The sequence below is a fragment of the Acidocella sp. MX-AZ02 genome (assembly GCF_000306035.1).
In the GTDB taxonomy this organism is placed as follows: domain Bacteria; phylum Pseudomonadota; class Alphaproteobacteria; order Acetobacterales; family Acetobacteraceae; genus Acidocella; species Acidocella facilis.
Map to the genome: position 1 here is coordinate 949,952 of NZ_JH976207.1, position 13,790 is coordinate 963,741.

Here is a 13,790-nt window from a genome sequence, read left to right on the forward strand (position 1 = left end):
ATAACAGTCTGAGGAGCCTGGCTGCTCATGTTGGTCTACCTTTTCGGCGCCGCTCATTCGGCGCTGCTGGACGTGCCCGATATGGGAAAATTTAGCATCTGAATATGGTGGAAAAGGTTAAGATTCAGAGAACTGCGTAAACATCTTTGAATGTTCACGGCCGCCTCAGGCGCGATAGCCGAACCGCTCCATATAGCCCGGCAGCCGTGCGGCGATGTGGGCCGCCTGCGGCGGGTCGAGCTGCTGGCTCCAGCGCCCCACCACGCCGCTGCGGCCAGCATGGTGAGTATGCCATTGCGTATCCGTATCGACAAGGTCGCCATTTGCCGGGTTGCCAGCTTGTGGCCAGGGCTGGCAGCGCGGCGATGTGGGTTTCGATGACCTCCCGGCGGGAGGCGGCGAACAAAGCCGCCAGCGTCTCCGGGGCCAGTCGGCGCGCTGCGCGCATCCATTCCGGCAAGGCGGGCTCCATGTAGCGGGTCGGTCGCGCAAATGCTAAGAGCCGGGCCCATGACAGAGCAAGTGCAAATCGTTTCGATGACGGGTTTTTCCCGCGCCCAGGGCGAGCAGGGGGCGGCGAGCTTCGCCTGGGAGCTGCGCAGCGTGAACGGGCGCGGGCTGGACGTGAAATTGCGTCTGCCGCCGGGGCTGGAGGCGTTGGAGTTTCCGCTGCGCGAGGCGGTGGGCAAGGCGCTGAAGCGCGGCAATGTCTCGGGCACGCTGAGCCTGAAGCGCGACAGCGCGAATGAGGTGCAGCCGGATATGGCGGCGCTGGCGCGGATCAAGGCGCTGGCGATCGAGCTGGCGGATTCGATCCCCGGCGCCCTGCCGCCCCGCGCCGAGCTGCTGCTGGGCCTGCCGGGCGTGATGCGCTCCACCGCGCCGGAGGAGAGCGAGGCGCAGCGGGCTTCCTTGGTTGCCGCCGTGCAGACAGCCTTTGCCGATGCGCTGGCCGGGCTGGCGCGGGCCCGCGCCGATGAAGGCGAGAAGCTGGACGAGATTTTGCGTGCCAATCTGGCCGAGATCGAGACGCTGCATGCTCAGGCTTTGAGCCTGGCCGCCCAGCAGCCGGCGCTGCACCGCGCCCGGCTGAGCGCGCAGCTGGCGGAGCTGCTCGGCAATGCCACTGGTTTTCCGGAAGAGCGGCTGGCCCAGGAGATCGCTCTGCTGGCCACCAAATCCGATGTGCGCGAGGAGCTGGACCGGCTGACCGCGCATATCGCCTCCGCCCGCGCGCTGCTGGCCGAAGGCGGCGCGGTGGGGCGCAAGCTCGATTTCCTGATGCAGGAATTCAACCGCGAGGCGAACACGCTATGCAGCAAATCGGCGTCCACCGAGCTTACCAATCTTGGCCTCGCGCTGAAGGCTGCCATCGAGCAGCTGCGCGAGCAGGTGCAGAACGTTGAGTAGGCGCGGGCTTTGTCTGGTGCTGGCCGCCCCGTCCGGCGCCGGCAAGACCACGCTCTCGCGCGCGTTGCTGGAGATTGACGACCAGCTCTCGCTCTCGGTGAGTGTGACGACGCGCGAACGCCGCCCCGGCGAGAAGGAAGGCAAGCATTATTTCTTCATCACCCAGGACCGTTTTGACGAAATGGTGGAGCAGAGCGAGCTTCTGGAATATGCCCGGGTGTTCGGCCGCTCCTACGGCACGCCGCGCCAGCCGGTGGAAGCGGCGTTGCAAGAAGGCCGGGATGTGATGTTCGACATCGATTGGCAAGGCTTCCGCCAATTGCGCGCCTCGCTGGGGGAGGATGTGGTCGGCGTCTTCATCAAGCCGCCCTCGCTGGAGGTTTTGCATAACCGGCTGGTCAAGCGCGGCGACACGCCCGAGCAGGTGGCGCACCGCATGCAGCATGCCGAGGCCGAGATCAGCCATGCCGGGGAGTTCGACTATATCGTCGAAAATCACGATCTGGATGTGGCGCTGGCTGATATCCGCGCGATTCTGCGCGCCAGCCGGTTGCAGACGAAGCGCCAGACCCCTGGCTGATGCCAGGGGTCACGGATTTGTAAAGCCCCTGCGCGCATGCTATAAAACAGGCAGAATGCGGAAAATTTTTGCCTGTAAAATCAATATCTTCGTCCTGTCTGCCGGCACGGCAAACGGGCCCCACCGCGACTCTGCGCTGACATGAGCGAGATCACCGACGAGCCGGGCGCGGGGCCGCTGACGCCGCGCGGGCAGGAGCCGGTTTCCATCGAGCAGGAGATGCGTAAATCCTATCTGGATTACGCCATGTCCGTCATCGTCTCGCGCGCGCTCCCCGATGCGCGGGACGGGCTGAAGCCGGTTCATCGCCGTATTCTGTACGCGATGAACGAGGCGAACAACACGCCCGACAAGCCCTACCGCAAATCCGCCCGTATGACCGGCGACGTGCTCGGTAAATACCATCCGCATGGCGACCAGGCGGTGTATCTGGCCGGCGTGCGTCTGGCGCAGGATTTCTCCATGCGCCTGCCGCTGATCGACGGCCAGGGCAATTTCGGCTCCATCGACGGCGATAACCCCGCCGCCTCGCGTTATACCGAAATGCGTCTGGCCCCGCCGGCGATGCTGCTGCTGGCCGATATTGACAAGGACACTGTCGATTTCCAGGCCAACTACGATGAAAGCGAGCAGGAGCCGAAGGTTCTGCCCGCCGCTTTCCCGAATCTGCTGATCAATGGCGCCGGCGGCATCGCGGTGGGCATGGCGACCAATATCCCGCCGCACAACCCCACCGAGATCATGGATGCGGTGCTGGCGATGATTTCCAATCCGGAAATCACGCTGGAAGAGCTAATGAAAATCGTGCCGGGCCCGGATTTCCCGACTGCCGGCATCATTCTCGGCCGCTCCGGCATTCGCAATGCCTACGAGACCGGGCGCGGCTCCATCATCATGCGCTCGCGCGCGACGATCGAGCAGATCCGCAAGGATCGTGACGCAATCATCGTCACCGAGATTCCGTATCAGGTGAATAAATCGACGCTGCTGGAGCGCATCGCCGAGCTGGTGCGGGCCAAGGAGATCGAAGGCATCGCGGATCTACGCGATGAGTCGGATCGCGAAGGCATGCGCATCGTCATCGAGCTGAAGCGCGATGCCACCGGCGAGGTGGTGCTCAACCAGCTCTACCGCCTGACCTCGCTGCAGCAGAGCTTCGGCATCAATATGCTGGCCCTGGACCGCGGCAAGCCGCGGCAGATGGGGTTGCGCGAGTTGCTTCGCCTGTTCATCGAATTCCGCGAGGAGGTGATCCTGCGCCGGGCGCGCTTCGACCTCAACAAGGCGCGTGACCGCGCGCATCTGTTGATCGGGCTTGGCATCGCCGTGGCGAATATCGATGAGGTGATCCGCCTCATTCGCGCCGCGCCTGATTCCAACGCGGCGCGCGCGGCCTTGATGGCGCGGGACTGGCCGGCGGACGATGTGCTGCCGCTGCTCGCCCTGGTGGATGATTCCGGCAATGCGGTGGCGGACAACAACACCATCAAGCTGACCGAGGCGCAGGCGCGTGGCATTCTGGAGCTGCGTCTCGCCCGCCTCACCGGGCTGGAGCGTGAGAAAATCCAGGCCGAGCTTGCGGAAGTCTCCGAGAAGATCAAGGAGTTCCTGGACATCATCGGCAGCCGCATCCGTCGGCTGGAGGTGATGCAGCAGGAGATCGTCGCGGCGAAGGACAAGATCGGCAGCGCGCGCAAATCCTCGATCGAGGATCTGGATGCGGATCTGGATGATGAAAGCCTGATCGAGCCGGGGCAGATGGTGATTACGCTCACCCGCGACGGCTTCATCAAGCGCACCCCGCTGGAGGTGTTCCGCCAGCAGAATCGCGGCGGGCGCGGGCGTTCGGCGGCAGCGACGCGCGGGGATGACATCGTCACCCGCAGCTTCAACGCCCATACGCATCAATTCGTGCTGTTCTTCTCCTCCGGCGGCAAGGTCTATCGCGAGAAAATCTGGCGTCTGCCGGAGGCCGCCGCGAATACCAAAGGCCGGGCCTTGGTCAATCTGCTGCCGGAGCTGGGGGCTGATCAGATCACCACTGTGCTGCCGCTGCCGCAGGATGAGAGCCTGTGGGAAAATCTGCATCTGGTCTTCGCCACCTCCTCGGGCAATGTGCGCCGGAACAAGCTTTCGGATTTCCGCAATGTCCGCGCTTCCGGGCTGATTGCGATGAAGCTGGATGAGGGCGATCACTTGATCGGTGTCGCCACCTGCCGGGATGGGGATGACGTGTTCCTCGCCACCAAGCTGGGGCGCTGCATCCGCTTCCAGATCAGCGATGAGACGCTGCGTGTGTTCTCCGGGCGGGATTCCACCGGTGTGCGCGGCATCAGGCTGGGCAAGGATGACGAGGTGATGAGCCTGTGCGTGCTGCGCCATGTCGAGGCCAGCGTGGAAGAGCGCGCGGCCTATCTGAAGCAGCGCAATGCGGCGGCGGATGAAGAGGGCGCGGCGCCGGAAGAGAGCGACGAGGCGGTGGCTGAGATCGCGATTTCTGAAGAGAAGATCAAGGAGCTTGGCGAGGCGGAAGAAATTCTGCTCACCGTCACCGATTCCGGCTTTGGCAAGCGCTCTTCGGCCTACGAATATCGCGTCACCGGCCGTGGCGGCCAGGGTGTGGCCAACATCACGCTGAATGCCAAGCGCAACGGCACCGCCGTGGCGGCGAGCTTCGCGGTGCGCCCGGGCGATGATGTGATGCTGGTGACCAATGGCGGGCGGCTGATCCGCGTGCCGGCGGACCAGGTGCGCCTCACCGGCCGCACCGCGATGGGTGTGACCTTGTTCCGGCTCGATGATGATGAGCGCGTCACCTCCGTCTTCCCGGTGTTGGACGATGAGCAGGCGGAGCCTGGGGAAACCGCCGATGCCTGAACGCGTCGCCCTCTATCCGGGCACCTTCGATCCGATCACCAACGGGCATCTGGACATCATCACCCGCGCGGCGCGGCTGGTGGACAGGCTGGTGATCGGGGTGGCGGTGAATATCGGCAAGGGGCCGATTTTCAGCCTGGAGGAGCGCGTCGAACTGGTCCGCGCCGAGGTGGCGGGGATTGCGGAGAAGGTGGGGATTACGGTTGAGGTATATCCGTTTTCCTCCCTGCTGATCGATTTCGCCCGTGAGGTGGGAGCCGGCATGATTGTCCGGGGCCTGCGCGCGGTGTCCGATTTCGATTATGAGTTTCAGATGGCCGGGATGAATTACCGGCTGGATTCCAAGATCGAGACGGTGTTTCTGATGGCGAGCGAGACGCATCAGTTCATTTCCTCGCGGTTCGTGAAGGATATCGCCGCGTTCGGCGGCGATATTTCCAGCTTCGTGCCGAAGCAGACCTGCGAGGCCACCCAGGCAAAACTGAAGGGGAAAGCATGACCACCCGCCGCACCTTTATCACTGCCACAACCGCTACATTGCTGACGGGAGCTACCATGAGCGACGCGATGGCCGAGACCACGGCCTCTAACAACCTGAAGATGACGCTGAAATATGGCGACGTCACCATCACGCTGCGCCCGGACCTGGCGCCGCTTGCGGCTGAGCGGCTGCGCACGCTGACCGCGCAGGGTTTTTATGATGGCTGCAAATTCTTCCGCGTCATCGCCGGCTTCATGGCGCAGACCGGCGATCCGACCAACACCGGCACCGGCGGCAGCCAGTTGCCGAACCTGCCGGCGGAATTCACCCAGGATGCGAGCTTCCTCACCGGCACGGTGGGCATGGCGCGCACCCAGGATCCGAATTCGGCGAACAGCCAGTTCTTCATCTGCTTCGATCCGTGCAGCTGGCTGGATGGGCAGTACACCATCGTCGGCCAGGTGACGGCGGGCATGGATGCCGTGCAGCAGATCAAGAAGGGCTCGGGCTCTTCGGGCTCGGTGCAGGATCCGGATGCGATCATTAAGATGGTCGTAGCGTAAACGTTTTTGGGGGCGCCCTTTTTTCAAAAAGGGTGCAAACCAAAAACCCGGAGGGCTCGATGCCCTCCGGGTTTTTTAATGCCCGTGCCTTGGGGATTGATGGAGTGCGCGGCGAAGGCATTGACCTTCTCCGGCGGCCGGGCATGAAAAACCCCAAGGCGCGTTGAGCGCCTTGGGGTTTTGGGGACGCCGCTTTTTGAAAAAAGCGGCACCAAAAACTTTTTTACGCCAGTTTGGTTTCCTGACGCTCTTTCAGGAACGCCTTGAACTCCAGCCCCTCGCGCAGGCGGCGCACCAACATCTGCGGCGAGAGCGCCATTTCCTTCAGGATCGACAGGATCTTGGACGGGCGGAAATAGAATTCGCGATACAGCGTCTCCACCGAATCGAAAATCTCCTTGTGGGAGAGATGCGGATAATGCAGCGGCGCGATCTGCACGCCATGCTCGTCGATCAGCTCGGCATTCGCCACATCCAGCCAGCCTTCCTGCACCGCCTGATTATACAGGAAGGTGCCGGGATAAGGGGCGGCCAGCGACACCTGGATGGTGTGCGGGTTGATCTCCTTGGCGAATGCAATGGTTTCCTTCAGCGTCTCCTGCGTCTCGCCCGGCAGGCCGGCGATGAAGGTGCCGTGGATCTTGATGCCGAGCTTGTGGCAATCCGCGGTGAAGCGCTTGGCGACATCGACGCGCAAACCCTTCTTGATGTTGTGCAGAATCTGCTGGTTGCCGGATTCATACCCCACCAGCAGCAGGCGCAGACCGTTCTCCTTCAGCACTTTCAGCGTGCTGTAGGGCACATTGGCCTTGGCGTTGCAGGACCAGGAGATTTTCAGCTTGCCAAGCTCGCGGGCGATCTCCTCGGCGCGCGGCAGGTTATCCGTGAAGGTGTCGTCATCGAACATGATTTCCTGCACGTTCGGGAACAGCTCGATGGCGCGCTTGACCTCGGCGATCACGTTGCCCACGGAACGGGTGCGGTATTTATGCCCGCCCACCGTCTGCGGCCACAGGCAGAAGGTGCAATGGGATTTGCAGCCGCGGCCGGTATAGATCGATATGTAGGGGTGCTTCAGATAGCCGATGAAGTAATCCTCCATCCGCAGATGCTTCTTGTACACGTCGACGACGAAGGGCAGCTCGTCCATGTCCATCAGCAGCGGGCGGTCCTCGTTCTTCACGATCTCGCCATTGCCGTTGCGCCACCAGATGCCGAGCACCTCTGGCAGGGGCTTGCCCTCGGCGATTTCCTTGATGGTGAAATCGAACTCATTGCCGCAGACGAAATCCAGAACCGGGGCGCGCTCCAGGCTCTCGATCGGCTGCACCGCGACCTTCGCGCCGATGAAGCCGACCATCATCGCCGGGTTCAGCTTCTTGAACTCTTCCGCCACCTTCACGTCATTGGCGAAAGAAGGGGTAGAGGTGTGGATGATCAGCAGCTGGTGGGTGGTGGCGTGCGGGAGCACATCCGCCATGGTCAGCTTCGCCGGCGGGGCGTCGATCAGGGTGGAGTCCGGCAGCAGGGCCGCGGGCTGGGCCAGCCAGGTCGGGAACCAGAAGCTCTTGATCTCGCGCTTGGCCTGGTAGCGAGAGCCCGCGCCGCCATCGAAGCCATCGAAGGAGGGTGGCTGCAGAAACAGGGTTTTCATCGTCATTTTGTCACTCACTCTCTCGAACCAGGGGCTGGATGGCCCTTATCGGCGGCCATGGACTGGCCGCGCCAGACGACGCGGTTGCCCATGAAGCCGGCTATATAAATGATCGTGCTGAAGAAATCACGCAACAGATAAAGCCAGATCTCTCGCGTGCGGGCGATGCGCAGCGCCGCCTCGATCCGCCAGCCCAGCACCACCCGCGCCGCCCACACCAGCAGGAACAGCGCCAGGCTCCACAGCCCGAAGCCGGAGAAAACCAGAGTGAGGGCCGCCCAGAGCAGCGGGATCTGCAACACCGAGGCGGCAAAGCCCAGCGGCTCCAGCGCCCGGATGGTGCGGGCCCAGCGCAGCTCATGGCTGAACAGGCTGGCGAAGCTCTCTTCCGGCACGGTGGTGGCGGGGATGACCGGCGCCAGCGCCACGCGCTCGCCCGCCGCCAGCACCTTGCGGCCGAGCAGCTGATCGTCCGCCAGATGGTCGGCCAGCGCCTCCAGCCCGCCGATGCGGGTCAGCAGGCTCTTGCGGATGGCCATGGTCGCGCCCAGGCAATCCTGCCGCCCCAACTGGCGGGCCAGCAGCACGCCGGGCAGGAAACCCTGGTTGATCTGCATGGCGCCGAGCAGAGCCGGGAGGTCCCGGTTGCCGGGCAGGCCGGTATAGAGGCTGGTCACCAGCCCCACACCGGGCATCTCCAGCGTGGCGACGACATCCGAAAGGAAATGCGGCGGCACATGCACATCCGCATCCGAGATCACCAGCAGCTCATGCCGGGCGAGCGGGCGCATATTTATGAGGTTTGCGATCTTGCGATTGCGGCCATGCGGGGTGTCGTTGACCATCAGCGCCACGTCGCGCCCGGGATGGCGTTTGCGCAAGCGGCCGATCAGCGGCAACACCGGATCATCCTGGCTCTGCACCCCGAAGACCAGCTGGTAGTCCGGATAATCCTGCAAAAAGAAGGATTCCAGCGCCACTTCGCTGAGGATTTCATCGCCATGCAGCGGCTTCAGCACGGTGACACCCGGCCGCGCCGCGGAGTCGCGGCGGGGCCGGGGGGCACAGAAACGCTCGGTCAGACGCGCGCCCAGGAAAAGCTGCACCACCCCGACAAGGGCGAACAGAGCGGTGAGTAAAGCCAGAAATTGCAAAGGAGGCGCGTTTACCGAACAGAAGGGAAGGGAATTAGCTCGCTTGCAGGGCTTTGATCTTGGTCTTCAGCGCCGCGATCAGCTGCGAGGCGTCGCCGGATTTCACCAGCGAGGCGAAGTCCGAGGCGTGCACGGCGACCTGGCTGATGGTGCCATTCAGCAGCACATCCTCGATCTGCCAGCCATTCGCGCCTTGCGCCACCACATAATCGATCTCAACCCCGGTATCGCCGGGCGAGGCCAGCTTGGTTTCGACGATCTTCTTACCGCCCAGGCTCTTTTCCTCGGGCAGGATGGTGATGGTCTGGCCGCTATAGCCGTTGAACTCGGCGACATAGCTGGTGATGGTGAACTGGGTGAACAGCTCGATCAGCTCTTTCTGCTGGTCCGCCGGCAGGGTGGACCACAGGAAGCCGACGGAATTCTTCGTCACTTCCGGCAGGTTATAGGCTTTCTCCACCACCGGGGCGAGCGCCTGGTAGCGGGCCTGGAAGCCCTGGCTCTTTGCCGCCTTCATCGAGGCGATGAGCGCGGTGTCCAGCGTGGAGACGGGCGCGCTGGCGGCGGAACCGGCCGCGAAGGCGCAGGGGGGGAAAGCGAGGCTGGCGCTGAGCGCCAGCGCCGTGAAGCGGAGTGAATGTTTCATGCGCTTCATATAGGAGACCTATTGCGCCGGCATCGCGACAAAATCATGGAAAGATTGCAACCCGAGCGCGGTCAGCGCGTGGGTGGCGATATCCTGCGCCGTCAGCCCGGCTTCGATCATCTGCGCGGCCGGGCTGTTATGGTCGATCAACCGGTCCGGCAGCGTCATCGGGCGGAATTTAAGCCCTTTATCGAAGGCGCCGCTCCAGGCCAAGTGATGCGCCACCGCCGCGCCGAAGCCGCCGGCGGCCCCTTCCTCGATGGTGATCAGCACCTCATGATGGCGGGCGAGTTGGTCGATCAGATCGGTATCCAGCGGCTTCATGAAGCGCGCATCCGCGACTGTCGCGGGGAAGCCCTTGGCGGCGAGCTGGTCAGCGGCGTTCAGCGCGTCCTGCAGGCGGGTGCCGAGCACGAGTATGGCAACCTTGCCGCCCTCGCGCAGGATGCGGCCCTTGCCGATCTCCCACGGCGTGCCGCGCGCCGGCAGCTCGATGCCCAGACCCTCGCCGCGCGGATAGCGGAAGGCGGAGGGGCGGTCGTCGATGGCGGCGGCGGTGGCCACGGCATGCATCAGCTCGGCCTCGTCGGACGGGGCCATGATCACCATGCGCGGCATCGGGCCGAGGAAGGCGAGGTCATAGGCGCCGGCATGGGTGGCGCCGTCCGCGCCGACCAGGCCGGCGCGGTCCATGGCGAAGCGCACGGGCAGGCTCTGCAGCACCACGTCATGCACCAGCTGGTCGTAGCCGCGCTGCAGGAAGGTGGAATAGATCGCGCAGAACGGCTTCAGCCCTTCGGTCGCCATGCCGGCGGCGAAGGTGACCGCATGCTGCTCGGCGATGCCGACATCGAACATGCGGTCCGGGAATTTCGCCTCGAACTTGTCCAGCCCGGTGCCCGGCGACATCGCGGCGGTGACCGCAACCACGGCGGGATCCGCCTCGGCCTCGGCGATCAGCGCCTTGGCGAAAACGGAGGTATAGGTCGGCGGGCCGGGCGGCGCCTTTTTCTGCTCGCCGGTGACCACGTTGAATTTCTGCACGCCGTGATATTTGTCGGCGGCGGCCTCGGCCGGGGCGTAGCCCTTGCCCTTTTGCGTTACGATATGCAGCAGCACCGGCTCATTCGCTTCCGAATCGCGCAGATTGCGCAGCACCGGCATCAGATGCTCCATATTATGCCCATCGATCGGGCCGACATAATAGAAGCCCAGCTCCTCGAAGAGAGTGCCGCCGGTGAGGATGCCGCGGGCATATTCCTCGGCCTTGCGGGCGGTGCGCTCGATCGGGCGGGGGAAGCGCTTGGCCATCTTGGCGGCGAAATCCCGCAGGCTCATGAAGCTGCGCGAGGAGATCAGGGTGGAGAGATAGGCGCTCATCGCGCCGACCGGCGGGGCGATCGACATGTCATTGTCGTTCAGCACCACGATCAGGCGCGAGCGCATCGCCCCGGCATTATTCATCGCCTCATAGGCCATGCCGGCGGACATCGAGCCGTCGCCGATCACGGCGATGACGTTGCGCGGGTCCGCTTCCTTCTTCAGGTCGCGGGCCACGGCCATGCCGAGCCCGGCGGAGATCGAGGTGGAGGAATGGGCGGCGCCGAACGGGTCGTACTCGCTCTCGGAGCGGCGGGTGAAGCCGGACAGCCCGCCCGGCTGGCGCAGCGTGCGGATGCGATCGCGCCGGCCGGTGAGGATTTTATGCGGGTAGCATTGATGCCCGACATCCCAGATCAGCCGGTCGCGCGGGGTGTCGAACACGGCATGGATGGCGACGGTCAGCTCGACCACGCCGAGCGAGGAGCCCAGATGGCCACCGGTGACGGAGACGGTATCGATGGTCTCGGCGCGCAGCTCGTCCGCCAGCTGTTTCAGCTGCTCGATCGAGAAATTGCGCAGGTCTGCAGGCACATTCACCCGGTCGAGCAAGGGGGTTTTCGGGGGCATCAGCAACAAGCTCCGTTTTGCGTCCGCGCTGCTTTGCCCATGGTGGTCCCTGTCATACGCTCTAACCTATTCATAAACGCTCCACCCGATTCGCGGCGGGGCTATTATTTATACATCCCTCACACATAGGCGACCGGGCGCCGAAAAGCCAGAAGCCCCCAACCGAAACAGGAGGCTGCCATTCCGCAGCCGCCGCCTGAGATGCAAGCTTATACTATGTGCACGCTTGCGGATTGTGGAGGCAATGACTTATTGCTGTGCGAGAATGCGTTGCGGCGTGACGCGCGGGCAACAGCCAGCAGACAGGATTGAGAAAACATGGACGGTTCACAGCCCCCGAAAACATTGCGGGTCATTCTGGCGCAGCCCCGCGGCTTCTGCGCCGGGGTGGAGCGGGCGATCGACATTGTCGAACGGGCGCTGACCAAATTCGGCCCGCCGATCTATGTGCGCCACGAAATCGTGCATAACCGCCACGTCGTCGAGGATCTGCGCTCGCGCGGCGCGGTGTTCGTCGATGAGCTGGACGAGGTGCCGGAAGGCGCCTGGACCGTGTTTTCCGCCCATGGCGTCGCCCGCAAAGTGGTGCAGGCCGCCGCCGACCGCGAGCTGCCGGTGATCGACGCGACCTGCCCGCTGGTGGCCAAGGTGCATGCCGAAGGCCGCCGCTACGCCGCGCAAGGCCGTGAAATTGTGCTGATCGGCCATGCCGGGCACGCAGAGGTGGAAGGCACGATCGGCCAGATCGACGGCACCGTGTATCTGGTGCAGACGGTCGAGGATGCGGAGACGCTGGAGGTCAAGGATCCGGAAAAGCTCTCCTACATCACCCAGACCACGCTGTCCGTCGACGATACGCGCGGCATCATCGCCGCGCTCAGCGCGCGTTTCCCGGCGATTGTCGGCCCGGATGTCAAGGATATCTGCTATGCCACCCAGAACCGCCAGGAGGCGGTGCATCAGCTGGCCGAGCTGGTGGACTTGATTTTGGTGGTGGGCAGCAAAAATTCTTCCAACTCCAACCGCCTGCGTGAAATCGGCGCGGAGCTGGGCCGCCCGGCCTATCTCATCGACGATGCCGCCGCCCTGCAGCCGGAATGGTTCCATGGCGTGGCCAAGGTGGGGCTTACCGCCGGCGCCTCCGCGCCGGAGGTGCTGGTGCAAGGTGTGATCGACGGGATGCGCCGGTTCGGCCAGGTCGAAATCGAGCTGCTGGCCGGCACGCCGGAAGATGTGAAGTTTAAATTGCCCGCCGAAGTGGCTGAAGTTTAAGGATAACCAAATATGGGTGTACCGTTGAACCAGGCCGTCCGCGTTGGCGGCTATATTCTCAAGCAGCATCTCAAGGGCAATAAGCGCTATCCGCTGGTGCTGATGCTGGAGCCGCTGTTCCGCTGCAATCTGGCCTGCCAGGGCTGCGGCAAGATCGATTACCCGAACGAGATCCTCAACCAGCGCATCTCGCTGGAAGATGCGATCAAGGCGGCCGAGGAATGCCCGGCCCCGATCATCGCCATCGCCGGCGGTGAGCCGCTGCTGCACAAGGAAATGCCGCAGATCGTCGAGGCCTATCTGAAGATGGGCAAGTTCGTGATCCTGTGCACCAACGCGCTGCTGCTGGAGAAGAAGATCGACCAGTACAAGCCGCACAAGAATTTCTGCTGGGACATCCATCTGGACGGCGACAAGGAGATGCATGACCGCTCCGTCGACCAGGATGGCGTCTATGAGCGCGCGATCGACGCGCTGAAGCTCAGCAAATCCAAGGGCTTCCGCACCTCCATCAACTGCACATTGTTCGATGGCGCCGACCCGGACCGGGTTGCGGCGTTCTTCGACATGGTCGCGGATCTGGACATTGAAGGCGTGATGACCTCGCCGGGCTACGCCTATGAGCGCGCCCCGGACCAGGAGCATTTCCTCAACCGCCAGCGCACCAAGGAGCTGTTCCGCGCGGTGTTCCGCCGTGGCAAGGAGAGCAAGAAGCGCGGCAAGGTGTGGAAATTCACCCAGTCCCCGCTCTTCCTGGACTTCCTGGCCGGCAACCAGTCCTACGCCTGCACCCCCTGGGGCAACCCGACCCGCAACGTGTTCGGCTGGCAGCGCCCCTGCTACCTGCTCGGCGAAGGCTACGCCAAGACCTATCAGGAGCTGATGGACAGCACCGACTGGGATAAATACGGTGTGGGCAATTACGAGAAATGCTCCGACTGCATGGTGCATTCCGGTTTTGAGGCCACGGCGGTGATGGATTCCATCAAGCGCCCCTGGCAGATCGCCAAGGTCGCGCTGAAGGGCATCAAGACCGAGGGCGCCATGGCCAAGGATATTCCGCTGGATAAGGCCCGCAAGGCCGATTTCAACGTGTTTACCCGGCACGTGGACAGCAAGATGGCCGAGATCCATGCCGCCAAGGCGGCGCGCCAGGCGGCGGCGCAGCCGGCGGAGTGAGGTAAGGCTGGGGGATGTTTTTGG

General features: G+C 63.6%; 11 protein-coding genes. 7 read left to right on the forward strand and 4 right to left on the reverse strand.

The annotated features are described in order from the left end of the window. The first annotated feature begins 510 nt into the window (after window positions 1-510). From MXAZACID_RS04720 to MXAZACID_RS04740, 5 genes are all read left to right on the forward strand, one after another. Window positions 511-1,410 carry a YicC/YloC family endoribonuclease gene (locus MXAZACID_RS04720; RefSeq protein WP_008492971.1) on the forward strand — a complete coding sequence of 300 codons (900 nt, stop codon included), beginning with the start codon at window positions 511-513 and terminating at the stop codon, window positions 1,408-1,410. Further along, the gene (gene gmk / locus MXAZACID_RS04725) at window positions 1,403-1,990 is read left to right on the forward strand and encodes a guanylate kinase (RefSeq protein ID WP_083878472.1); all 588 of its coding nucleotides are present in this window, start codon (window positions 1,403-1,405) and stop codon (window positions 1,988-1,990) included. Before MXAZACID_RS04720 ends, gmk begins: the two co-directional genes overlap by 8 nt. A gap of 141 nt (window positions 1,991-2,131) precedes the next feature. Next, window positions 2,132-4,867 (forward strand): DNA gyrase subunit A, encoded by a 2,736-nt coding sequence (gene gyrA / locus MXAZACID_RS04730; RefSeq protein ID WP_008492974.1) that lies wholly within the window; start codon window positions 2,132-2,134, stop codon window positions 4,865-4,867. Then, the gene (gene coaD / locus MXAZACID_RS04735) at window positions 4,860-5,366 is read left to right on the forward strand and encodes a pantetheine-phosphate adenylyltransferase (protein ID WP_008492975.1); all 507 of its coding nucleotides are present in this window, start codon (window positions 4,860-4,862) and stop codon (window positions 5,364-5,366) included. Before gyrA ends, coaD begins: the two co-directional genes overlap by 8 nt. Window positions 5,367-5,422: 56 nt before the next feature. Then, entirely contained in the window at window positions 5,423-5,911 is a 489-nt protein-coding gene (locus MXAZACID_RS04740) for a peptidylprolyl isomerase (RefSeq protein ID WP_008492976.1), read from the forward strand. A gap of 223 nt (window positions 5,912-6,134) precedes the next feature. Here the strand turns inward: MXAZACID_RS04740 and hpnJ are convergent, their stop codons facing one another. The 4 genes from hpnJ to dxs are packed head-to-tail and all read right to left on the reverse strand — an operon-like array spanning window position 6,135 to window position 11,315. Continuing rightward, window positions 6,135-7,571, reverse strand: a complete 1,437-nt coding sequence (hpnJ, locus tag MXAZACID_RS04745; protein ID WP_008492977.1) for a hopanoid biosynthesis associated radical SAM protein HpnJ — start codon at window positions 7,569-7,571, stop codon at window positions 6,135-6,137. Between the two features lie 8 nt (window positions 7,572-7,579). Further along, window positions 7,580-8,719: a bacteriohopanetetrol glucosamine biosynthesis glycosyltransferase HpnI gene (gene hpnI / locus MXAZACID_RS04750; RefSeq protein WP_008492979.1), complete on the reverse strand. Its 1,140-nt coding sequence runs from the start codon at window positions 8,717-8,719 to the stop codon at window positions 7,580-7,582. Window positions 8,720-8,753: 34 nt separating this feature from the next. After that, on the reverse strand, window positions 8,754-9,365 hold the full coding sequence (locus tag MXAZACID_RS04755; RefSeq protein WP_039884996.1) for an ABC transporter substrate-binding protein: 612 nt from the start codon (window positions 9,363-9,365) through the stop codon (window positions 8,754-8,756). A gap of 18 nt (window positions 9,366-9,383) precedes the next feature. Beyond that, on the reverse strand, window positions 9,384-11,315 hold the full coding sequence (gene dxs, locus MXAZACID_RS04760) for a 1-deoxy-D-xylulose-5-phosphate synthase (RefSeq protein WP_039884997.1): 1,932 nt from the start codon (window positions 11,313-11,315) through the stop codon (window positions 9,384-9,386). 318 nt (window positions 11,316-11,633) lie between these two features. Between dxs and ispH the strand changes: the two genes are divergently transcribed. Then, window positions 11,634-12,587 carry a 4-hydroxy-3-methylbut-2-enyl diphosphate reductase gene (gene ispH, locus MXAZACID_RS04765; protein WP_008492982.1) on the forward strand — a complete coding sequence of 318 codons (954 nt, stop codon included), beginning with the start codon at window positions 11,634-11,636 and terminating at the stop codon, window positions 12,585-12,587. Between the two features lie 12 nt (window positions 12,588-12,599). Then, window positions 12,600-13,766, forward strand: coding sequence for an adenosyl-hopene transferase HpnH (hpnH, locus tag MXAZACID_RS04770; protein WP_008492983.1), 1,167 nt, complete (start codon window positions 12,600-12,602; stop codon window positions 13,764-13,766). Window positions 13,767-13,790: the final 24 nt, after the last annotated feature.